The sequence below is a fragment of the Sinorhizobium fredii USDA 205 genome, assembly GCF_001461695.1.
Lineage (GTDB): Bacteria > Pseudomonadota > Alphaproteobacteria > Rhizobiales > Rhizobiaceae > Sinorhizobium > Sinorhizobium fredii.
In genome coordinates, this window is record NZ_AUTC01000110.1 from 1 (window position 1) to 21,341 (window position 21,341).

At 62.1% G+C, this 21,341-nt stretch carries 17 protein-coding genes and 1 tRNA gene; 10 read left to right on the top strand and 8 right to left on the bottom strand.

Annotation, left to right across the window (positions count from 1 at the left end):
* Both N181_RS34265 and N181_RS11130 read left to right on the top strand, forming a co-directional pair.
* Positions 1 to 200: hypothetical protein (locus N181_RS34265; protein ID WP_210172812.1), on the top strand; the 200-nt coding region annotated here is incomplete at its 5' end.
* Positions 197 to 901: an aspartate/glutamate racemase family protein gene (locus N181_RS11130; RefSeq protein ID WP_037393497.1), complete on the top strand. Its 705-nt coding sequence runs from the start codon at positions 197 to 199 to the stop codon at positions 899 to 901. The genes N181_RS34265 and N181_RS11130, both read left to right, overlap by 4 nt.
* A gap of 985 nt (positions 902 to 1,886) precedes the next feature.
* On the opposite strand, the gene N181_RS11135 is transcribed toward N181_RS11130, so the two are convergent.
* The gene (locus tag N181_RS11135) at positions 1,887 to 2,099 is read right to left on the bottom strand and encodes a ribbon-helix-helix domain-containing protein (protein ID WP_037393499.1); all 213 of its coding nucleotides are present in this window, start codon (positions 2,097 to 2,099) and stop codon (positions 1,887 to 1,889) included.
* A 664-nt stretch (positions 2,100 to 2,763) separates the two neighbouring features.
* On the opposite strand from N181_RS11135, the gene N181_RS11140 reads away from it, so the two are divergent.
* Genes N181_RS11140 through N181_RS11150 form a run of 3 tightly spaced genes read left to right on the top strand, consistent with a single transcriptional unit; the run spans position 2,764 to position 5,520 of the window.
* On the top strand, positions 2,764 to 3,873 hold the full coding sequence (locus tag N181_RS11140; protein ID WP_037393501.1) for a reverse transcriptase domain-containing protein: 1,110 nt from the start codon (positions 2,764 to 2,766) through the stop codon (positions 3,871 to 3,873).
* A 41-nt stretch (positions 3,874 to 3,914) separates the two neighbouring features.
* The gene (locus N181_RS11145) at positions 3,915 to 4,349 is read left to right on the top strand and encodes a helix-turn-helix domain-containing protein (protein WP_037393503.1); all 435 of its coding nucleotides are present in this window, start codon (positions 3,915 to 3,917) and stop codon (positions 4,347 to 4,349) included.
* A 19-nt stretch (positions 4,350 to 4,368) separates the two neighbouring features.
* Positions 4,369 to 5,520, top strand: coding sequence for a tyrosine-type recombinase/integrase (locus N181_RS11150; RefSeq protein ID WP_157784636.1), 1,152 nt, complete (start codon positions 4,369 to 4,371; stop codon positions 5,518 to 5,520).
* 216 nt (positions 5,521 to 5,736) lie between these two features.
* Here the strand turns inward: N181_RS11150 and N181_RS11155 are convergent.
* From N181_RS11155 to cpdR1, 3 genes are all read right to left on the bottom strand, one after another.
* Positions 5,737 to 5,811: transfer RNA gene (locus N181_RS11155), tRNA-Val, on the bottom strand.
* Positions 5,802 to 6,011 (bottom strand): hypothetical protein, encoded by a 210-nt coding sequence (locus N181_RS33070; protein ID WP_153451997.1) that lies wholly within the window; start codon positions 6,009 to 6,011, stop codon positions 5,802 to 5,804. The genes N181_RS11155 and N181_RS33070 overlap by 10 nt, the downstream gene beginning before the upstream one ends.
* Before the next feature lie 115 nt (positions 6,012 to 6,126).
* Positions 6,127 to 6,489, bottom strand: coding sequence for a response regulator CpdR1 (gene cpdR1, locus N181_RS11160; protein ID WP_012709376.1), 363 nt, complete (start codon positions 6,487 to 6,489; stop codon positions 6,127 to 6,129).
* A gap of 191 nt (positions 6,490 to 6,680) precedes the next feature.
* Between cpdR1 and N181_RS11165 the strand changes: the two genes are divergently transcribed.
* Both N181_RS11165 and hisN read left to right on the top strand, forming a co-directional pair.
* Positions 6,681 to 7,562, top strand: coding sequence for an N-formylglutamate amidohydrolase (locus tag N181_RS11165; protein ID WP_037393506.1), 882 nt, complete (start codon positions 6,681 to 6,683; stop codon positions 7,560 to 7,562).
* Between the two features lie 247 nt (positions 7,563 to 7,809).
* Positions 7,810 to 8,586 carry a histidinol-phosphatase gene (gene hisN / locus N181_RS11170; RefSeq protein WP_037393508.1) on the top strand — a complete coding sequence of 259 codons (777 nt, stop codon included), beginning with the start codon at positions 7,810 to 7,812 and terminating at the stop codon, positions 8,584 to 8,586.
* A gap of 63 nt (positions 8,587 to 8,649) precedes the next feature.
* On the opposite strand, the gene N181_RS11175 is transcribed toward hisN, so the two are convergent.
* Positions 8,650 to 9,633: an alpha/beta fold hydrolase gene (locus N181_RS11175; protein WP_037393510.1), complete on the bottom strand. Its 984-nt coding sequence runs from the start codon at positions 9,631 to 9,633 to the stop codon at positions 8,650 to 8,652.
* A gap of 390 nt (positions 9,634 to 10,023) precedes the next feature.
* Here N181_RS11175 and N181_RS11180 point away from each other — a divergent pair, with 390 nt between their 5' ends.
* Positions 10,024 to 10,485 carry an Hsp20 family protein gene (locus N181_RS11180; protein WP_012709372.1) on the top strand — a complete coding sequence of 154 codons (462 nt, stop codon included), beginning with the start codon at positions 10,024 to 10,026 and terminating at the stop codon, positions 10,483 to 10,485.
* 79 nt (positions 10,486 to 10,564) lie between these two features.
* On the opposite strand, the gene N181_RS11185 is transcribed toward N181_RS11180, so the two are convergent.
* Complete coding sequence (locus tag N181_RS11185; protein WP_037393512.1) at positions 10,565 to 11,611, bottom strand: threonine aldolase family protein; 1,047 nt, start codon at positions 11,609 to 11,611, stop codon at positions 10,565 to 10,567.
* A gap of 621 nt (positions 11,612 to 12,232) precedes the next feature.
* Here N181_RS11185 and gltB point away from each other — a divergent pair.
* Positions 12,233 to 16,894, top strand: a complete 4,662-nt coding sequence (gene gltB, locus N181_RS11190; RefSeq protein ID WP_475513889.1) for a glutamate synthase large subunit — start codon at positions 12,233 to 12,235, stop codon at positions 16,892 to 16,894.
* A gap of 97 nt (positions 16,895 to 16,991) precedes the next feature.
* Entirely contained in the window at positions 16,992 to 18,449 is a 1,458-nt protein-coding gene (locus tag N181_RS11195) for a glutamate synthase subunit beta (protein ID WP_060563381.1), read from the top strand.
* A 281-nt stretch (positions 18,450 to 18,730) separates the two neighbouring features.
* Here the strand turns inward: N181_RS11195 and N181_RS11200 are convergent, their stop codons facing one another.
* Both N181_RS11200 and N181_RS11205 read right to left on the bottom strand, forming a co-directional pair.
* A complete protein-coding gene (locus N181_RS11200; RefSeq protein WP_037393526.1) occupies positions 18,731 to 19,987 on the bottom strand; it encodes an SGNH/GDSL hydrolase family protein in 1,257 nt (418 codons plus the stop codon).
* A gap of 110 nt (positions 19,988 to 20,097) precedes the next feature.
* The gene (locus N181_RS11205; RefSeq protein ID WP_037429763.1) at positions 20,098 to 21,315 is read right to left on the bottom strand and encodes a lytic murein transglycosylase; all 1,218 of its coding nucleotides are present in this window, start codon (positions 21,313 to 21,315) and stop codon (positions 20,098 to 20,100) included.
* Positions 21,316 to 21,341: the final 26 nt, after the last annotated feature.

Here is a 21,341-nt window from a genome sequence, read left to right on the forward strand (position 1 = left end):
CTCTACATTCCGTTTTCGCCCGGGCGACAGTCACAGCTACGACGGTCGAATGGGTAAGTTTCAGAGAGTCGTCTGACGACAGTGGTTTTGAATCGACTCCGGTCGAGCACGGCAATAGCGCGATCGGGTTCATATCACCCCTGCTGTTAGAGGCTCAAATTGAAGAGCGTGCACAATCAAACACAGAGATGAAGCCATGACTGCAGACGTTCATGAGTCCCCTGCGCTTGCCATGATCCATACTGTCGCCGGCATCATCCCCGCGTTTAACGAACTCGTTGGCCTCCATCTGCCCGGCTGGCGGCCGTTCAACATGTTGGATGAGAGCCTGCTGGGGAACACGATCCGCGAAGGCACGCTGTCACTTCAAACCAAGCGGCGGCTTTCGACTCACATCTGGTCGGCGGTGGATGCGGGTGCTTCGGCTGTCCTCGTAACCTGTTCCTCGCTCGGCCCTGCAGTGGATGCGGCAATGTCGCTCTGCCCCGTACCCCTCTTCCGTATAGATGACGGGATGGCGGTTGAGGCGATCCAACGCGGGAACCGAATTGGCGTCCTTGCAACTCTGGCTACAACAATGATCCCCACAACCCGCTTGATTGAACGCCATGCTCAAAGAATGGGTCATAACGTTTCCGTCACCAGTCGTCTTTGTGAAGAAGCCTTTGACAAATTGCGAAGCGGGGACAGAGCAGCGCATGACGCGATGATACGTGAAGGCCTCGCTTCCCTCGTCGGCAGTGTCGACGTGGTTGTTCTTGCTCAAGCATCAATGGCAAATGCCCTGAACGAAATGGGCGAGATATCGGTGCCAGTACTTACTAGCCCTGAACTCGGTGTGCTGCACATGTCCTCCACACTGAATGTGCGCTCCCGCGTCCAGGAAAATGCGCAAAGGTAGGCCAGCGGTTTGCCCGTTTTCAGCGGTCCAGAGCAGGCCTTCGGGCCAATTAACTTCTGATCAACAACGCCAGCAGCGGAGCTTCATCGACGGTGGCACTCTCCGGGAAGCGTGCATCCACCCGCCGCCTCATTGCCTCATTGCCTCATTGTCCGCTTTTTGGACCAGCACTGCACATTCCCGTCGGTATCGGTGAATGGCCGCTCAGGGTCGAAACCGGTATTTCAGCTCCGGTACCTTTACCACTAGTCAAGTGCGAAACACCGGAGTCGTCATGCTTGAACCGCGGTCAGTGTCACGACCCGAAATGCCTTATTGAAAACAATGGTGTATAGTGTCTTCTAGCTAAGACATTGATTTTTAACGATTTTCGTTGTAAAACCTTGGCTGTTGATCGGCCGCACGACTACTATTGGCCAGGCGAAAGTATCAACTCGATTGGGCGAACATCGTTCGCTTTCATTTTAACAAAGAGCGCCATTGCGGCGCTCTTTTGCTTTTCAGGAGCTACCCGATGCACATGCCTTCGACCTCGCCTTCTACGCCGCGTTCGGCGATCACGCTGGCACCCGTTTCGATTCTGGGCGCCGCCCCCGCGCTCGGCAACCTCCAGCCAAATTGCGCTCGGGATCTGCATACAGCGCGAAATGCGGTCATAGTCGGCGACAGAATGAGTTCCCCTCGATGGCACTATGGTCACGTTGCTGCTATCGGTCTTACCATCTGTCTTCGCGTAGGACAGCTCGGGCGGCAACGGTATTCCGGAGAAGGATGCCGAGGCGGCACGCCGGGAGCTGGAACAACCGTGATGGCAATCAGCCGCTTGAACCATGCCTGATCCAGCGGCGGCTGCGGTTCGTCCTTGAGCCGCTGCATGAAGCTTTGAAAATTCTTCTGCCCGCCGAGGTGTAGTCGGAGGCGCAGCGCCTTCTGGCGGCTCCACGAAAAACTCCGACAGCGCCCATGGGTACCTTTCTTTCGGGGATCAGGCGCTGGCGTGCGTTGCAACGGGTTGCACACGCTCGCGCTGGCGAATGGTCGATGCGGAGGCGTCCGTTTCGAGCAGGTGGTCGATTGCTGCCCTGACAAAGGCACTTCGGGTTGCGTAGTGACCAAGATCACCGGGAGAGCCTTTTCCGATGCGCGCATCAATCTGCTTTAGGATGCTGTCCTTAACATGTGTGGCGATGAGTTTCACGGCGGTTTTCCTAGTTAAATTCCATAAATGTTCTTACCATTGTGAGCGTGTCTTGGGAATATGGCTGAGTGTTTGTCAAACTACATTGTGCTCAATTGAAATAAATTCTTGAAAAGCTTCTTTAAGTACTTTACATATTTGTCGAGTTTACTGCAGGGAAAGTTATGTCGTTATCACCCGCCGACGCGTGTCTCAATGCCGTGCCTACAAATGGCCAAGGTCAAGGAAGTGAGATTGCGCGCGAGCCGGGACCGGGCGTCCTGAACCGCAAGCGCATGAGCAAAAAAATGCGCAAGGTGAGCGCAAAAAACCTCAAGCGGTTACAGCGACGCATTGCGAGAGCCGAGGCCCGCGGAGACTTTCGCGCTGCTGAACGCCTTCGGCGTCTCATTTCGAAGTCCTACTACATCAGAGTGGGAATGCTTGTAGAGGAAATGGACAGGCAGAACGGCCGTCGGCGCCCACGCCCCCAATCGACGGGGGAGGCGGGCAGTCCTCGTTGCAACTCGTTGCAACGAGACCGAAGCATGCTGACGGATATCACCTGGCACGACGAAGAGCTTGCTCCAAACGAAGTCCTAATCGAGAACGACGTCGTGAAGCTCGGCAGAGACTGCGTGTCAGCTCGGCGCTGGCGCCTTACCGTAACGTGGACGCGACGCGTATGGCGCAAAACCTCCATCTGGGAAAGGCGCCTCGCGATCTCTACACGGTTTTCCCGGTGACAAAGTCCGGAGGCGGCTTGCGTCCAATTCACGCCTTCGGGCCGATTGATCGAGTGCGCCAAAGACTTGCGTTGGCTGCGTACGGCGATCGTCTCAAGACTGCGCCTGGCATCTACTCCGCTAAGGGCAACGGCGGAAGAGGCGCGGCACTTGCTAAGGTCATTTCGTTACTGGAACTTGATGGGGCCGTGGCTTGGGCTGCGCCGCTCGATATCAAGCGCTTCTTCAACACTGTAAATCACGGATGGCTGGTCAAAAACCTGCCGTTGCCGAAAACATTCACCAAATCGACAATCCTATTAGACGACGGAGGAGAGCATGTAGGCGAATTCATGAGAGATTGTTTTGGCATGGCCAGAACAAGAGCCAAACTGACCGGAGTTAGTCAGGTGGCTGACATGATGCTTAGAGAGCTATGGAACACCTCACGTGCTGGGTTGCTACAGGGCGCCGCCACGTCTTCCGCAATTGCTACCCACATCGTCGCCGATGTCTTAGCCGACCTGATGCTGCCGCAAGGTGTCTTCTTGATCGTCTATGCCGACGACATTCTGCTGTTGGGGGCGAAGAAGGAGGCTGTGGAAAGGGCTGTTTTGACCTTGTGCGGGACGTTCGCGTCCCACCCAGCGGGCCCTTTCGTGTTGCATCGTGCCAACCCCCGACGAGTTTCCGACGGGTTCGAGTTTTTAGGTATGTCATTCAGACGGCAGAGGGGGCGTGTTGTTTGTAGACCCGATGTTGATGCATTGCGCCGGGCGCGCACGAGGATTGTGAAAACTTTGCTTTCTGTCCTGGAAGACACTGCCGAATTTGCGGCTCTAGAGAACGTGCTAACGGGGGCTGCCGCAAGTTTCGCGCCTTGGTCGATGCGGTGGAACTGGGTTTGGAACGTAGCGAGACAATTCAAAGTGGCTTTTCCAGAACTGTCTCCGCGCTCAAATCAGCTCTTTGCCCAGCTGAGGCGCGCCGCATCCGTTGAAATAGAAGAATACGGCCGACGTGCATGTCTTCCGTCGGAAGCGAGACCTCATCCAGAGCCTGAAAACTAGTGGGTCGATAGTGTAGTTCGGTTTCGTTTTGGGGGGTGCTTATGAGGCTACTTGATAAGTTGGGGGCGTCGGTCAGAGCTTCTTACGAGGCCGACAGACGGGCCAATCCGCATTGGTTCATAGGCAGCCCAGACGGCCTAGGGAGCGAGTTCCTCTTTGTCGAGAACGTTGCTCGGATGCTGGGCTGCGGCCTGGACTTCGTCCGCCGCATTCCCCGCAGCGAACTGCCCGCGTCGAAGATTGGCGCCCGCCTGATCTTTCGACGGGCCGATGTGATCGCCTTCATCAACTCGCGGCGGGACCACGGAGCCGGTGCCAAGCTGGTGCCAGCTCGAAAAGTGCGCATGCCCGTCGCGCGGGAGCCGTTGCAACTTATTGCACCGGAAAACGCCGGGTCATTTGATCCGGTGGTCTACGTGCGCAGTCTGACGAAAGGGGAAAACCAAAGAGATGACAAAGGCAAAACTAGAGGCTGAGAAGATCGGGCCATTCCGGGTGGCCCCGCGCATCCGCGACGGTGCGCATACAGGCGCATGGATCATTGATGTTCCGCCGCACCTGTCACCGAACGGGAAGCGTGCCCGCCATACGCTGGCGACAAAGGCGGAAGCGCTTGCCGATGCGAAGAGGATGCTGAGAGAGCTTCAGCTTGATGGCGCTCTATCGGGGCGCGGCTTCGCTCGCAGTATGAGCGGCGTCACCCTCTCAGAGGTTTCTAAGCGATGGCTGGAGGAGCAGGTTGACCGGGTGGCGACCGGCAAGAAGCGACAATCGTCCCTGGACGCTGATGGCTTCAAGCTGAAAGCAATCTTGGGCAAATTCCCCGAGACTGATGTCTCCAGCATCGGCACCAAGGAAATGGCTGACTATCAGAAGCACCGGGTTGAAGTGGGTTGCGTCGCAGCGACCATCAACGCGGAGACCTCCTTGTTCCTACAGGTGCTCCGGTGGGCTCAAGAAAAGGGCCTCGTGGAGAAGCTCCCGAAGGTGGAACGCATTCCGGTACCGGTGAAGCGGGTGGACGTGCCCACGCCTGAAGAGATGTCCCTCATTATGGACGCTCTCGGGGAGCAGAGAGCTCTGCTGGTGCGCTTTCTAGCGGAGACTGGTGTCCGCAAGACAGAGGCCTACACGCTCGAATGGTCGGACCTGGACACGGCAAATCAGCTCGTCTCCATTCGTCGCAAGGATGGCTTCACGCCCAAGACGCGCCACTCGGACAGAGACATTCCGATAAGCGCTTCCCTGTGTGAGGCACTCTCGGCAGCGAAGCGGGCAGTCCGAGCCAAGGCAATGAAGGCAGGCGAGACGCCACCCGCTCTTGTCTTCCCGGGCCGATTTGGCGGCAAGCTCGTGAACATTCGCCGTGCGCTTGCTAGCGCGGTGAAGAAGGCCGGGGTGAAGCGGAACGGGCAGCCGCTGAAGCTCTCGCCGCACGTTCTACGGAAGGCGATGGCGACTTGGCTTCACGTGCGCGGTGTGCCCGACGCTCTCCTCCAGCCGCGCCTGGGTCATGCGCCGGGAAGTCGCGTGACGAAGTCGGTCTATGTGAAGGTGACCACCGAGGACATGCGCGCCTCAGTGATCGACCTAGAGGCGGAGCGCCGTGCTCGCATGGGCGCTGCGGAAGCTGCGAAGACGGCCTAACCACCCGCTGTCGGTGCCAGGATTTGGCAGCGAGAGAGGTGCGACGATGCCCGGTGCAACGGGTTGCAATCGGGAAGGCAGTAGAGCTCTGGTGAAAGTGCATGTCGGGGCTATCGGGTGTCAAATTTGGCACCGTTTCACCGCCCCAACTTGGCACCATCTGGCACCAGAAACGACAAAGGGCTCAGCGAGTTACCGCTAAGCCCTTGAAAAGGATGGTGGGCGTGACAAGGATCGAACTTGTGACCCCTACGATGTCAACGTAGTGCTCTCCCGCTGAGCTACACGCCCATCCGATGCGGCGCATAGACCATAAAACCGGCGTCGGCGTCAATAGGCTTTTCGAAGGTTTTTTGACAGAAATTTCGCAGCCGACGGCGGGGCGGGATTGCGCTGGGTCGCTTGCGGCATTTTGCGCGCGACAGGCGTATCGAGCAGGCTAAATCATTGAAATAGCAAAAGCCGCTGCCGGGATTTACGCGCAACGGCATGGTCGACTCCCGAACCATGGCGGGCGGGAATCGCGAGGAGATTGTTTGTTCGGATCAGCCGGCCCGCGGTCGTCGCAGGGTAAATCGGGACGCCGGCGGGAAGCGCCTGGAGGTCTCAGGCGGCCAGCATCTTGTTGACCTCGTTGACGAGGTCGCGAAGGTGGAAGGGCTTGGAGAGGACCTTGGCGTCCTTCGGGGCCTTCGAGTCCGGGTTCAGCGCGACGGCGGCAAAACCGGTGATGAACATCACCTTCAGGTCCGGATCGAGCTCGGTCGCCCGGCGGGCAAGCTCGATGCCGTCCATCTCGGGCATGACGATGTCGGTCAGCAGCAGCGAAAAGGGCTCTTCGCGAAGCCGGTCGTAGGCGCTGGCGCCGTTGTCGTAGGACAGGACCTTGTAGCCCGCCTTTTCCAACGCCTTCACGAGGAAGCGGCGCATGTCGTTGTCGTCTTCGGCAAGGAGGATTTTCACAGTCATGAATTCAGCCGTGGCTACTTCTTTTCAATGCTTCTGGGATGCGGCAGCCTAGCAAACCGCAACAGCGTAAATATCCGGTGAACGGCAGGGGTCAACCCCCCGGAACCGGCGGGAGGCCACTATGGACACAGAGCCGGCCAACTGGCAACATGATCCGAACAGCAAGATCCGCGTATGGTAAAAGGGTTCCGATGGGGGAAGTGGCCGAGTGGGACGTGTTCGAGGTCTTGGAACCCGCGAGCCAGCGGATCCCCTTCGTGTTCAACTCCCCGCATAGCGGCCGGTATTATCCACAGACCTTTCTCGAACAGTCGCGGCTTGATTCGCATTCGATCCGCCGGTCCGAGGATCACTTCGTCGACGAACTCTTTCAAGCCGCGACGCATCTTGGAGCGCCGCTGCTGCGGGCCCATTTCCCGCGCGCCTTTCTCGACGTCAACCGGGAGCCCTACGAACTCGACCCGCGCATGTTCGATGGCGTGCTGCCGGCCCACGCCAATATCAGTTCGATGCGGGTCGCCGGCGGGCTTGGGACGGTGCCGCGACTGGTGGCCGAGAACATGGAAATCTATCGCAGCCGCTTTCCGGTCGAGGAGGCGCTGGCGCGCATCGAGGCAATCTACAAGCCGTATCACGCGACGCTCAGGAAGCTGATCGCCCGCACCCATGTCCAGTTCGGCATGGCCGTGCTTGTCGACTGCCATTCGATGCCTGGAAACGTCCACCTGCCTGGAAGCGGCCAGCGTCCGGATTTCATCATCGGCGACCGTTACGGAACAAGCGCTGCCGCGGAGCTGTCACGCGTTGCGGTCGAGCTGCTGGAAGGGCTCGGCTATGCGGTGACCCGCAACAAGCCCTATGCCGGCGGCTTTATCACCGAGCATTACGGCCGGCCGACGCGCGGTCTGCACGCGCTTCAGATCGAAATCAACCGCAGCCTCTATGTCGACGAGTCGACATTGGTCAAAAAGTCCGGATTCGCCGCCCTGGCCACCGATCTTGCGACCTTCGTCGCGGCGCTGGCGAGCCATGTCGAGGATTACGGCGCCTATCTGCCGCTCGCCGCGGAATAGCCGGCAGATTTCTTGCGCTCAAAAAGAACCGCGCCAGGGGCGCGGTCAAGTCTAGGGAGGAAACACCCAAGGAGGGTATTTGCAGCCACGCGTGACTGCAGGGAAAGATTAATATTGCACTGCACAATTGTCAAGTTTTGACGGTGCAGATCTCTGCAGCGCAGTGAGCATCGGCGGTGCCATCGTTGCCTTTCGATAAATTTCCTCTATGCAGAATGAACTTCCTTCCTCTGCTCAAGAGAGTGACATGCTGCCCGACCGCTCCTTCTTCGACCGCCTCGCCGATGCCGCCAAGGCGGAAACCCTGCCGCGCTTCCGCACGGGCACGAGCGTCGTCAACAAGCTCGAAGGCGGATTCGATCCCGTCACCGAAGCCGACCAGTCGGCGGAGGCGGCCATCCGGCGATTGATCGAAGCCACGTTTCCCGAGCACGGCATCCTCGGCGAGGAGCACGGCAATATCGGCCTCGACCGCGAGCATGTCTGGGTCATCGATCCGATCGACGGTACCCGTGCCTTCATTTCCGGGCTGCCGGTCTGGGGAACGCTGATTGGGCTCTACCGCAACGGCAAGGCGATCATGGGGCTGATGGACCAACCCTTCACCGGCGAGCGCTATTTCGCCGACGGGCAGAAATCGACCTATCGCGGCCCCGGTGGCGAGAAGGTGCTTTCAACGCGTGCCTGCGACGCGCTTTCGGACGCTGTCCTGTTCACCACGTCGCCGCATCTCTACACGGGCGAGCTCAAGGAGCGCTTCGAGGCGCTGCAGGCCGAGGTGCGGCTCTTCCGCTACGGGTGCGATTGCTATGCCTTTGCGCTGCTTGCGGCCGGGCATGTCGACCTCGTCATCGAATGCGGCCTGAAGCCCTATGATGTCGGCGGGCTCATTCCGCTGATCGAGCAGGCGGGTGGCGTCATCACCGATTGGCAGGGCGGGCCGGCGGAAATGGGCGGCGAGATCATCGCCGCCGGCAGCCCGGCGCTGCATGCGCAGGCGCTGGAGATGTTGCGATCGCGCTAAAGCGCGTCCTTATGCATGTCGTCATCCCAAAACCGCTGCTCACTTTCGGCGACATCCACTGAGTTACGCGTCTTCCATGGTGCGCGGCGAAAGGTCGGCCTCCTCGCCGTCGGCTTCCGGAAGAAAAGCCAGGATCGCGGCGAGCGCCTGAGCGCGGTAGCGGTCGGCTTCCTGGAGGAGTTCATGGCGCGCCCCATCGATCGGGATCAGGTGGCCGGCCCGGAAATTGCTGGCGAGAAATTCCATCGCGAGATAGGGCACGAGAGCGTCGGCCGTCGGCGCCAGGATGACGGTCGGGACGATGATCTTCGTCAGGTGCTCGCGGCGCATCGCGCGCCTGATCACTCTGAACGACTCGCTGAGCCACCGGCCCGTCGGCGGCCCGATCCGCAAATGCGGACGGGCGTCGATCAAGGCCAGGTTGCGCTGATAGCGTCGACTGTCGGCGGTCAGCGGATTGCTCGCGAACGGCGTCGGGCGCTCCTTGTCGCGGCGCACCGGCAGGTTGCCGAGGCCGAACCAGCGCATGACGGTGGCGATCGCCACGATGCCGCGCTCGCCGATCGCCTGGCCGCTCAGGCCCAGGAAGGGGGCAAGCAGCACCATGCGGTCGATGCGGCTTGCCAGCATCGGCGCCAGCGACAGGGCGACCAATGCGCCCATCGAATGAGCGACGATGGAGAAGGGCAGGCGCGTGTCGGGCAGGACGATCTGCTCGAGGAATATCGTGAGGTCGCGTTCGTAGTCGGCAAAATGCTCCACGTGGCCGTGACCTGGCTGCGGCAAAAGCCGCTCGGACCCACCCTGGCCGCGCCAGTCGAAAGTGGCGACCCAAAATCCCGCTGACGCGAGGTCGCCGATCGTTTCGAAGTATTTCTCGATCGACTCGTTGCGTCCCTGCAAGAGCACGATCGTGCCGCGCGTCACCGGCGCGTTCGCCTTGAACACCGCATAGCGGATCTTGCGGCCGCCGGCGCCGTCGAAAAAGCCCACTTGGGGCTTGCCGGGTATCGGATTGTCCGGCGTGGAATGAAGGATCGTCGTCATGAAGCGCGTCGGCCAATGGAAACGAAATCGAGATCGTTCAGGGATAGGCGGCAGTCTTGCCTCCGTCAAAGAAAAAAGCCGGAAGCGGCGGATGAAATCCGGACGATCACCGCTTCCGGCCGCTGAAGGAGAAGGGACGTGTCACTTCAGCCCTAGGCGTTTCCGCCCAGTGTGCTTGTTTTAGTCCTTCGTGGCTGAACGGCGGCCGAACCCGTCGTTCATATGCCGTTCACCAAAGCGCGCCGCTGCCGAAAGGCCCCTTGAACTTGCGCGAAGACGTTCCCATGTCTTGGTTGCGGACGCCAAGACGGGTCCGTTCACCGGTCGCGCCACAGCCTTATGGGGTGGCAGTCCAGACATCGCAAACCGTTGCTCTTGAAGGAGGACACCATGCGTCACTTTGATTTTTCTCCCCTCTACCGCTCCACCGTCGGCTTCGATCGCCTGTTCACCATGCTCGACAGCCTTGGCCAGCCCGATCAGGCGCAGACCTATCCGCCTTACAATATCGAGCGGACCGGCGAAAACGCCTATCGCATCACCATGGCCGTTGCCGGCTTTGACGAGAGCGAGCTTTCCGTCGAAGCGCGTGAAAACACGCTGACGATCAAGGGCGAGAAGAGCGAGGAGAAGGGTGAGGAAAGCCAGTTTCTCCATCGCGGCATCGCCAAGCGCGCCTTCGAGCGCCGCTTCCAGCTTGCCGACCATGTCGAGATCCGAGCCGCGTCGCTGAAGAACGGCCTGCTCCATGTCGATCTCGTGCGCGAGATTCCGGAAGCGGCAAAGCCGCGCCGCATCGCGATTGCTTCGGTCTCCTCTCAGCCGAAGCAGATCGAAGCGCAGAACGCCTGAGCTCAACGATCAGGACTCAAAAAAACGGCGCCCCGAGGGGCGCCGTTTCTTTATTGCCATTGATGCGCGGCGTCCGCCGTCAACAGGCAGCGACGAACTGGTCGACGTCTTCGGCCTGCGTGGCAAAACTGGTGACCAGCCGATAGAGGCCCTCGTCCTCGGCAAGGCTGCCGGCGAGATGGTCCGGCACGGGCCAATCGTAGAAGATCGCCCCCTGCTGCTTCAGCCGTGTTGCCGTGCCGTTCTTCAGGATCGCGAAGACCTCGTTGGCGTCTGGTGCCCAGGCCAGTCGGCTCGCGGCCGAAGCCGAGATGCCCTCTGCCAAACGACCGGCCATCGCATTCGCGTGGCGGGCCAGATCAAGCCAGAGGTCGCCGGCGAGATAGGCTTCGAACTGGGCGGCGATGAAGCGTGACTTCGAAAAGAGCTGGGCCGAGCGCTTGCGCAGGAAGTGCATGTCGTGCGCTTTGGAGAGGTCGAAGAGAATGAGGGCCTCGGCGCACCAGCAGCCGTTCTTCGTGCCGCCGAAGGACAAAAGGTCGACGCCGCGCTTCCAGGTCATCTCGGCCGGCGCGACGTCGAGGCTGACGAGGGCATTGGCAAAACGTGCGCCGTCCATGTGCAGCGGCAGCTTGTGCGACTTGGCGATCGCGGCGATCGCTTCGATCTCCGCAAGCGAATAGACGGTGCCGCTCTCGGTCGCCTGCGTCAGCGTCACCGCCATCGGCTGGCCGCCATGCACGAATTCCGCTGGAAACCGGCGGATCTCGGTCTCGAGCCGTGCCGCCTCCATCTTGCCAAACTCGCCGTCGACCGGGCTCAGCCTGGCACCATGCGAGAAAAACTGCGGCGCGCCGCATTCGTCGACATTCACATGCGCCTCTCGGTGACAGAATGCGACGCCTCCCGGACGGTTGGTGCTCGCCAGCGCAAGCGAATTGGCGGCCGTTCCGGTGCCGACGAAGAACACCGCGACTTCCCTTTCGAAAATCTCCGACAGGCGCTTTTCCACCTTCCGGTCGAGTTCGCTCGTGCCGTAGGCCGAGACATAGCCGTGGGCGTGCGCGGCGAGGTTCCCGGCAATGGCAGGGTGGGCGCCAGCCCAGTTGTCGGAAGCGAATATCATTGGCAAATCACCCTATCTGTCGGGCCCCTTGGCGGCCGCTTCGGCGAGACCATAGCCGAGTTCGCCGGCCAGACAATGCTTTGGCTTTGGCGTAAGGCCAACAGGAGACCAGTTTGAAACCAAAGGGAAGAAAACGGCTCAGTCGCGTAATATAATTTCAAAACTGCGAAATTTTCCGCAATGTTCGGCAAAATCTCCTCCATTATTTGCGGCTGGGCCCCTTGCGGAGAGAGGCGCTTTCTGGCATAGAGCACATGAAATAGGACAGGTTTGCTGTCCTATTTCGGTCTAGGGACCGGAACAATCGCCGGAAGGCCCGCGAAAAGCGGCCTCGGGCGGGGAGCGCAAGGGGTTTTCACCGAGTTTCATTCGGCTGATATCACCTGCCATCACCATGGTCGCGGACCTTCGTGCCTGATGAGCAGCGCTTCATTTGCGACCTGATCAGGATCATGCGACGATAATGCCCCGGCTTGCCGCAACGCGAAAACGCGACGCGGCGACAGGCGCGCGGGCCGCGTTATGCCCGGGATTCCGGGTTCAACAGGAGGGAAGACGATGACGGATCATTCGCCATCACAACAGATTGGGCCCAACCTCGCGCACGGTGTCGCGACGGCTGTGAAAACGCCCGCATTCCCCTCCGGTCTGCCGCGAAAACAGGGCCTCTATGATCCGCGCAACGAACACGATGCCTGCGGCGTCGGCTTCGTCGCTCATATGAAGGGCGAGAAGTCGCACCAGATCGTGCGCGACGGCCTGTTCATGCTCGAAAACCTGACGCATCGCGGCGCCGTCGGCGCCGACCCGCTGATGGGTGACGGCGCGGGCATTCTCGTGCAGATTCCCGATCGCTTCTTCCGTGAGGAGATGGCGGGCCAGGGAGTCACCTTGCCGAAGGCCGGCGAATATGCCGTCGGCTACCTCTTCATGCCGCGCGACGAGAAGCTGATCGCCCATTTCAAGGAGGTGATCAGCGAGGTCGTGGCCGAGGAAGGGCAGCACCTGCTCGGCTTCCGCGACGTGCCGGTCGACAATTCGTCGCTCTCCAAGGCGCCCGACATCGCCGCCACCGAGCCGCACCATGTGCAGGTCTTCATCGGTGCTGGCCGCGACGCCGCCACCAATGCCGAATTCGAGCGGCGGCTGTTCACGCTGCGCAAGGTGATCTCCAACCGCATCTATGCGGAAGCGGATGGCGGCGACCTCGGCTTCTATGTCGTGTCGCTGTCGACCTCGACCATCGTCTACAAGGGTATGTTCCTCGCCTACCAGGTCGGTGCCTATTACAAGGACCTCGCCGACGAGCGCTTCCAGTCGGCGGTGGCGCTGGTTCACCAGCGCTTCTCGACGAACACCTTCCCGTCCTGGAAGCTGGCGCATCCCTACCGCATGGTGGCGCATAACGGCGAAATCAACACGCTGCGCGGCAACGTCAACTGGATGGCGGCGCGGCAGGCGTCGGTTTCCTCGCCGCTGTTCGGCGACGACATCTCGAAGCTCTGGCCGATTTCCTACGAGGGCCAGTCGGACACGGCGTGTTTCGACAACGCGCTCGAGTTCCTCGTCCAAGGCGGCTATTCGCTGTCGCATGCGGTGATGATGCTGATCCCGGAAGCCTGGGCCGGCAACCAGCTGATGTCGCCGGAGCGCAAGGCATTCTACGAATATCACGCGGCGCTCATGGAGCCGTGGGACGGACCGGCGGCGGTCGCCTTCACCGACGGTCGCCAGATCGGCGCCACGCTCGACCGCAACGGCCTGCGTCCGGCCCGCTACATCGTCACCAACGACGACCGCGTCATCATGGCGTCGGAAGCCGGCGTGCTGCCGGTCGATGAGGACAAGATCGTCAAGAAGTGGCGCCTGCAGCCGGGCAAGATGCTGCTGATCGACATGGAAGAGGGCCGCATCATCTCCGACGAGGAGGTGAAGTCGTCGCTTGCCGGCAAGCATCCCTACCGCCGGTGGCTCGACGACACCCAGCTGATCCTCGAAGACCTGAAGCCGGTCGAGCCCCGCGCGCTGCGCCGCGACGTGTCGCTGATCGACCGCCAGCAGGCCTTTGGCTACAGCCAGGAAGACACCAAGCTGCTGATGTCGCCGATGGCGACGACCGGTCAGGAAGCGATCGGTTCGATGGGCACCGACACGCCGATCTCGGCGATGTCCGACAAGCCGAAGCTGCTTTACACCTATTTCAAGCAGAACTTCGCCCAGGTCACCAACCCGCCGATCGACCCGATCCGCGAGGAACTGGTGATGAGCCTTGTCTCGTTCATCGGTCCGCGGCCGAATCTCCTCGACCACGCCGGCATGGCGCATGCCAAGCGGCTGGAAGTCCGCCAGCCGATCCTGACGAATGGCGATCTCGAGAAGATCCGCTCGATCGGCCACACCGAAGACCGCTTCGACACGAAGACGCTCGATTTCACCTATGACATTTCGCGCGGTGCCGAAGGCATGCTGGAAATGCTCGACCGGCTTTGCGAGCGCGCCGAAGCGGCCGTCAAGGGCGGCTACAACATCATCGTGCTTTCCGACCGGCAGATCGGGCCGGATCGCGTCGCCATCCCTGCGCTGCTCGCCACCGCGGCCGTCCACCACCACCTGATCCGCAAGGGCCTGCGTACCTCGGTCGGCATCGTGCTGGAATCCGGCGAACCGCGCGAGGTGCATCACTTCTGCCTGCTCGCCGGCTATGGCGCGGAAGCGATCAACCCCTATCTCGCCTTCGACACGCTGGTCGACATGCACAAGCGCGGCGAGTTCCCGAAGGAAGTCGACGCCAGCGAGATTGTCTACCGCTACATCAAGGCGGTCGGCAAGGGCATCCTCAAGGTCATGTCCAAGATGGGCATCTCGACCTACCAGTCCTATTGCGGGGCGCAGATCTTCGACGCGGTCGGGCTGTCGTCGAAGCTGGTCGACAAGTATTTCTTCGGCACCGCGACGACGATCGAGGGGATCGGCCTCGAGGAGATCTCGGCCGAAACGGTCGCCCGCCACAAGGCCGCCTTCGGCGCCGACCCGGTGCTCGCCAACACGCTCGACATCGGCGGCGAATACGCCTTCCGGATGCGCGGCGAGAGCCATGCCTGGACACCGGACGCCATTGCCTCGCTGCAGCATGCCGTTCGCGGCAATGCCGAGGACCGCTACCGCGAATTCGCCGAAATGGTGAACGCGACGGCGCTGCGAATGAACACCATCCGCGGTCTCTTCACCATCAAGAGCGCCGAAGCCGCCGGCCGCAAGCCCGTTCCCATCGAGGAAGTCGAGCCGGCAGCCGACATCGTCAAGCGTTTCTCGACCGGCGCCATGTCCTTCGGCTCGATCAGCCGCGAGGCGCATACGACGCTCGCCAAGGCGATGAACAGGATCGGCGGCAAGTCGAACACCGGCGAGGGCGGCGAGGAAAGCGACCGCTATCTGCCGCGGCCGGACGGTTCGATGAACCCGGAGCGCTCGGCGATCAAACAGATCGCCTCGGGCCGCTTCGGCGTCACCACCGAATACCTGGTCAATGCCGATGTGCTGCAGATCAAGGTGGCGCAGGGCGCGAAGCCCGGCGAGGGCGGTCAGCTGCCCGGCCACAAGGTCGATGCGACGGTCGCCAAGACCCGGCATTCGACGCCGGGCGTCGGCCTGATCTCGCCGCCGCCGCATCACGACATCTACTCGATCGAGGATCTGGCGCAGCTGATCTACGATCTGAAGAACGTCAACCCGGAGGCCGACATCTCGGTCAAGCTGGTATCCGAAGTGGGCGTCGGTACGGTCGCGGCCGGTGTCGCCAAGGCGCGAGCCGACCACATCACCATCGCCGGCTTTGATGGCGGCACCGGCGCTTCGCCACTCACCTCGCTGAAGCATGCCGGCAGCCCGTGGGAAATCGGCCTGGCCGAAACCCAGCAGACGCTGGTGCTGAACGGCTTGCGATCGCGCGTCGCGCTTCAGGTCGACGGCGGCCTGAAGACCGGCCGCGACGTCATCATCGGCGCGCTGCTCGGCGCGGACGAATTCGGCTTCGCCACCGCGCCGCTGATCGCGGCCGGCTGCATCATGATGCGCAAGTGCCACCTGAATACCTGTCCCGTGGGCGTCGCCACCCAGGATCCGGTATTGCGCAAGCGCTTCAAGGGTACGCCGGAACACGTGATCAACTATTTCTTCTTCGTCGCCGAGGAGGTGCGGGAAATTCTCGCCTCGCTCGGGGTCAGGAAGCTCGATGACATCATCGGTGCTTCGGAACTGCTCGAGCGCGACCGGATGATCGAACATTGGAAGGCCAGGGGGCTCGACTTCTCGAAGATCTTCCACAAGGTGGAAGCGCCGAAGGAAGCGACCTACTGGACGACCCGCCAGAACCATCCGATCGACGACATTCTCGACCGCAGACTGATCGAGAAGGCCAAGCTGGCTCTCGAAACCAAGGTGCCGGTGGCGTTCGAGGCGGAGATCAAGAACGTGGACCGTTCGGCCGGCGCGATGCTTTCCGGTGCGCTCGCCAAGCGCTGGGGCCACAAGGGCCTGAAGGACGACACGATCCACGTCACCCTCAAGGGCACGGCGGGCCAGTCCTTCGGCGCATTCCTGGCCCGCGGCATCACCTTCGATCTCGTCGGCGACGGCAACGACTATGTCGGCAAGGGCCTTTCGGGCGGGCGTATCATCGTCCGGCCGCCGGAAAACGCCAGGATCGTGCCGCACCAGTCGATCATCGTCGGCAACACGGTGCTCTATGGGGCGATCTCCGGCGAGTGCTACTTCAACGGCGTCGCCGGCGAGCGCTTCGCGGTGCGCAACTCCGGCGCGGTGGCGGTCGTCGAGGGTGTCGGCGACCACGGCTGCGAATACATGACGGGCGGCGTCGTCGTCGTGCTCGGCGGCACGGGCCGCAACTTCGCGGCCGGCATGTCCGGCGGTGTCGCCTATGTGCTCGACGAGGAGGGCGACTTCGCCCGCCGCTGCAATATGGCCATGGTCGAGCTGCAGCCGGTGCCGGAGGAGGACGACATGCTGGAGAAGCTGCACCATCACGGCGGCGACCTCATGTACAAGGGGCGCGTGGACGTCTCGGGCGACATGACGCGTCACGACGAGGAGCGGCTTTACCAGCTCATCTCCAACCACCTGCACTTCACCGGTTCGCCGCGCGCCAAGGAGATCCTCGAGCACTGGGTGGATTACCGGCCGAAATTCCGCAAGGTCATGCCGGTCGAATATCGCCGCGCCCTCGAGGACATGGAGCGCATGAAGATAGCGGAAGCGGCCGAGTAACGGCCACTGTGACAGCGGCCCCCGAACCGTCCGGTTGACGGGGGTCATCACGCGCCTGAGGGCGCCTGTGCAGATTTGAAGATATCAGGATCGTAAGATGGGCAAGGTTACTGGATTTCTCGAGATCGACCGGCAGGTGGCGAAGTACCAGCCGGCATCCGACCGCATCCGCCATTTCCGTGAATTCACCATTCCGATGTCCGACCAGGAAGTGCAGAAGCAGGCCGCTCGCTGCATGGACTGCGGCATTCCTTACTGCCATGGGCCGACCGGGTGTCCGGTGCATAACCAGATCCCCGACTGGAACGACCTCGTCTACAACGGTAACTGGGACGAGGCGATCCGCAACCTGCATTCGACCAACAACTTCCCGGAATTCACCGGCCGCGTCTGCCCGGCTCCGTGCGAGGAAGCCTGCACGCTGAACCTCGAGGACGTACCGGTAGCGATCAAGACGGTCGAGCAGGCGATTGCCGACAAGGCCTATGAGATGGGCTACATCGTGCCGCAGCCGGCCGTCACCAAGACCGGCAAGAAGGTCGCGATCATCGGTTCCGGCCCGGCCGGCATGGCGGCCGCCCAGCAGCTCGCCCGCGCCGGCCACGAGGTCCATGTCTACGAGCGCGAGTCGAAGGCTGGCGGCCTGCTGCGCTACGGCATTCCGGATTTCAAGATGGAGAAGAACTTCATCGACCGCCGTGTCGAACAGATGAAGGGCGAAGGCGTGACCTTCCACTGCGGCGTCAATGTCGGCGTCGATCTGGCCGTGCAGACGCTTATCGACGACAATGACGCGGTGCTCTATTGCGGCGGCTCCGAGACCCCGCGCGATGCCGGAATCCCGGGCGTCGAATTCATCGGCGTGCACGACGCCATGCCCTACCTGGTGCAGCAGAACCGCCGCGTCGGCCGCGAGAACATCGACAGCGTCGGCTGGCCGTCCGAGCCGATCGTTGCCGGCGGCAAGCATATCGTCGTCGTCGGCGGCGGCGACACGGCGTCGGACTGCGTCGGCACCGCCTTCCGTCAAGGGGCGGTCAAGGTGACGCAGCTCGATATTCGCCCGCAGCCGCCTGAGAAGGAAGACAAGCTCGCCGTCTGGCCGTTCTGGGCGACGAAGATGCGCACCTCCTCCAGCCAGGCCGAGGGCGCGGTGCGCGAATTCCAGGTGGCGACGCTCGAATTCGTCGGCGATGAGGACGGCAACCTGACGGGCGTCAAGTGCTGCCAGGTGGACGATCGGCGCAAGCCGATCGCCGGTACGGAGTTCATCATCAAGGCGGACCTCGCCTTCATCGCCATCGGTTTCCGCGGTCCCTTCACCACCAGCGTGCTCAAGGACCTCGGCGACAAGCTCTCGCTTAACACCGACCGGCGCGGCTCGACCAACGTCGTCGCCAACGAACGGGACTATCGAACTTCGGTCGACAAGCTCTGGACGGCCGGCGACGTCCGCCGCGGCCAGTCGCTCGTCGTCTGGGCTATCCGCGAAGGCCGCCAGGCGGCGCGGGCGATCGACGAGACCTTGATGGGATCGACGGTGCTGCCGCGGTAGTTGCATACAGCCTCTTACTGCGTGAGAGCTCTCTTAGATCGTGGGGCTCCTGTGGGGTAGCGCCTCACCTGTCGTCATCCTCGGGCTTGACCCGAGGATCCAAGCAAGCATGGGCGCCTGCCCGGTGCGCGTCCAACCGCACAAAGTGAACCGAACCGCCCTTGCGCATGGATCCTCGGGTCAAGCCCGAGGATGACGAGCTTGGAGGATGGCAACACGGGTGATCAGGGCGGGGCGGCTCCGGCTTATCTTGGCAACAGACGCCCGCCGCTTCGCAGCAATCAATTCCGCAACAGCGGCTTGCTGATCACTGTCTCCGGCTTTGCCAGCCGGAAGTCGTCGATGCGACCGGCAGGGGCGGCGGGAACTTCGCCCTTTTCAACGAGCAGGTCTCGTGGGCTCTTGCCGGTGACCTTCGGCGGGGCACCGGCGCCGAGAAGCGCGGTGGCACCGTCGAGTTCCGGGTCGGTCACGCCGATCGGCGGCGTCTTGACGATATCCTCGTTGGCAAGCGGGGCGGTCACCACGAGATCCTTGAGCCCCTCGGCGCCCGGCACGGCCGCATCCGCGGCCGCTTCGCCGAGCAGCTTGCGGATGTCCTTCTCGACGTAGAAGGCGAGCTTGCGCTTGCCGGCCTTGGTCAGGTTGATCCCGTCGGAACCGCGCAGGCGCACCTGCTGGCCGTTGATGTCGGAGCCGGTCAGCACGAACTTGCCTTCCTCGTCGACGAAGCCGTCCCAGATGTCGATGAACTGACCGCCGACCTTCTCGACTTCCTCGAGATAGATGCCGTTGAAGGTGACCATGTCGGCCGTCATGGCGGTCGATTGGAAGGGCGGCATGCCGACCCAGAGAAGCGGCAGATTGTCCTGTCGGGCAAGCGCGGCGAGCGCGTTGACGCGCTTGCGGTATTCGGTCGTCCAGAGGTCGGTGCGGAACGTCTCCTTGGTCTCGCCGATCCGCATCGCCTGCCGGTCATTGGCGCCGAGGCTGACGATGATGACCGAGGGCTTGAGCTCGGCGGTGTAGCCCGGGAGGCTACCCGGCCAATTGAAATAGTCGTCGCGGACAAGACCCGAGGAGCCGTTGGCGCGCGTTTCGACGACGATGCCCGGCGTCATTTCGAATGCGGTCTTCAGGCCGTCGCCGAGGCTCCCGGCAACGAAGTCGCCGACCACCAGGACCTTTTTCGCATTGGGCGACTTCTCCACCACGGGTGCCGGCGGGGGGGCGTCGGCGACACGCGGCTTGGCGCGCTGCTGGCGCGGCCGCTGCTGCACGGCCGGCTGCTGCCGCCGTTTCTGTATGCGTTGCGGCCTCGGCTGGGCCGGGTACTGGTTGGGATCCTCGTAGTAGGTGCGCCGCTGCGGGGCGAAGCCGCCGAAGAGCCGTTGAAACAGGGTGCGACGCGGCGCAGGCTCCTGCGCCTCGGCCATGGAGGCAAAGAAGCCGGTAACCAGCATTGCGGCGGCGGCCATGAAGACCGGTGCCCGGCGCAGGAGAAGCAACCCTTTCCCGGCGTCTCTGGTTCTCAACATGATGACATCACCATCGAATGGCAGGCGCCTTCACCATACGCCAAATCACGACGATTTGGGATCGCATGATCGAAAATCGCCGTGATCCGGGGAGATTGGCTGCAGAGCGGTCACTTGCGCAACACGCGCAGCAGATGCTGCGTCGGTTCACCATCCGTCGGCAGGCCGTTCTGCGCCTGGAAGGCCTGGATCGCCGCTTTCGAGCCGGAGCCGAAATTGCCGTCCACCTCGCCGTCGTAATAGCCGAGTTCCTTCAGCCGGTTCTGCAGTTCGAACTTCTCGCTGATGTCAAGCGAACCGTCGGGCCGCGGCCAACGCTGCTGCATGCCGGCATAGCCGGCGATCTGGTCGGCGAGCAGCCCGACGCCCAGCGCATAGGAGTCGGAGGCGTTGTAGCGCTTGATGACGAAGAAATTGCGCGTCATCAGGAAGCCTGGGCCTTTGCCGCCGCCCGGCAGCTTGAGTTCGGCCCGCATCTTCGAATTGCGGAAGCCCCGGCCGTCCGGGCGGACGAAGCCCAGCGCCGCCCATTGGCCGAGCGTTTTCGTCTGGCCCGAATATTTCGCCGCATTGGCCGGTGCCACGATCTCATAGCCCCAGGTTTCGCCCGGCTGCCAGCCGTTCTTCCTGAGGAGGTTGGCAGCCGTCGCCAGCGCATCCGGAACCGAGTTCCAGATGTCGCGATGGCCGTTGCCGTCGGCGTCGACCGCATAGAGCAGGTAGCTGGTCGGGATGAACTGGGTATGCCCCATGGCGCCGGCCCAGGAGCCGGTCAGTTCGCGCGGCGTGATGTCGCCGCTCTGCAGGATCTTCAATGCGGCAATCAGCTGGGTCTTCGCAAATTTCGCCCGTTTCGGGTCCGCATAGGCAAGCGTTGCCAGCGCGCGCGGCACATAATGCAGCCGGTCGTCCTTCTGGAGAACGGCACCGTAGTTCGACTCCATCGACCAGATCGCCAGCAGGATGGTCCTGTCGACGCCGAAGTGTCGCTCGACCGCGTCAAGCGTGCGCGTGTGTTTGGCCGCCATCTCCTGGCCGATGCGCCTGGTATACGGATTGACACGCGAGTCGATATATTCCCAAATCTTGTGCTTGAATTCGGGCTGGTAGTTGGCTTTTTCGATGACGGCCGGATCAGGAGTCTTCACGCCGGCGAAAGCCTTGCGGTAGGTCGCCTGGCTGATCCCGCTCTTGGCGGCCGTTGCGTAGAAGCTGTTGATCCAGTTCTGAAAACCTTGGTCCGCCCGCGCGGTCGAGGGGCCGAGAGCGGCGGCAACGACGAGAGCGGCGGCGATATGGCGGAAGAACGTCCTGCGGTTTCTGATCATCTGCTGTCGGTTCCGTTTCTCGGCGG

What these genes read in the sequence shown, in the direction of transcription:
- N181_RS11185 (WP_037393512.1), bottom strand. Translation starts at nt 11,611, where the DNA reads ATGATATTCGCTTCCGACAACTGGGCTGGCGCCCACCCTGCCATTGCC.
- N181_RS11195 (WP_060563381.1), top strand. Translation starts at nt 16,992, where the DNA reads ATGGGCAAGGTTACTGGATTTCTCGAGATCGACCGGCAGGTGGCGAAG.
- N181_RS11205 (WP_037429763.1), bottom strand. Translation starts at nt 21,315, where the DNA reads ATGATCAGAAACCGCAGGACGTTCTTCCGCCATATCGCCGCCGCTCTC.
- N181_RS11180 (WP_012709372.1), top strand. Translation starts at nt 10,024, where the DNA reads ATGCGTCACTTTGATTTTTCTCCCCTCTACCGCTCCACCGTCGGCTTC.
- hisN (WP_037393508.1), top strand. Translation starts at nt 7,810, where the DNA reads ATGCTGCCCGACCGCTCCTTCTTCGACCGCCTCGCCGATGCCGCCAAG.
- N181_RS33070 (WP_153451997.1), bottom strand. Translation starts at nt 6,011, where the DNA reads ATGCCGTTGCGCGTAAATCCCGGCAGCGGCTTTTGCTATTTCAATGAT.
- N181_RS11145 (WP_037393503.1), top strand. Translation starts at nt 3,915, where the DNA reads ATGAGGCTACTTGATAAGTTGGGGGCGTCGGTCAGAGCTTCTTACGAG.
- N181_RS11200 (WP_037393526.1), bottom strand. Translation starts at nt 19,987, where the DNA reads ATGTTGAGAACCAGAGACGCCGGGAAAGGGTTGCTTCTCCTGCGCCGG.
- N181_RS11165 (WP_037393506.1), top strand. Translation starts at nt 6,681, where the DNA reads ATGGGGGAAGTGGCCGAGTGGGACGTGTTCGAGGTCTTGGAACCCGCG.
- cpdR1 (WP_012709376.1), bottom strand. Translation starts at nt 6,489, where the DNA reads ATGACTGTGAAAATCCTCCTTGCCGAAGACGACAACGACATGCGCCGC.
- N181_RS11175 (WP_037393510.1), bottom strand. Translation starts at nt 9,633, where the DNA reads ATGACGACGATCCTTCATTCCACGCCGGACAATCCGATACCCGGCAAG.
- N181_RS11130 (WP_037393497.1), top strand. Translation starts at nt 197, where the DNA reads ATGACTGCAGACGTTCATGAGTCCCCTGCGCTTGCCATGATCCATACT.
- N181_RS11140 (WP_037393501.1), top strand. Translation starts at nt 2,764, where the DNA reads ATGGCGCAAAACCTCCATCTGGGAAAGGCGCCTCGCGATCTCTACACG.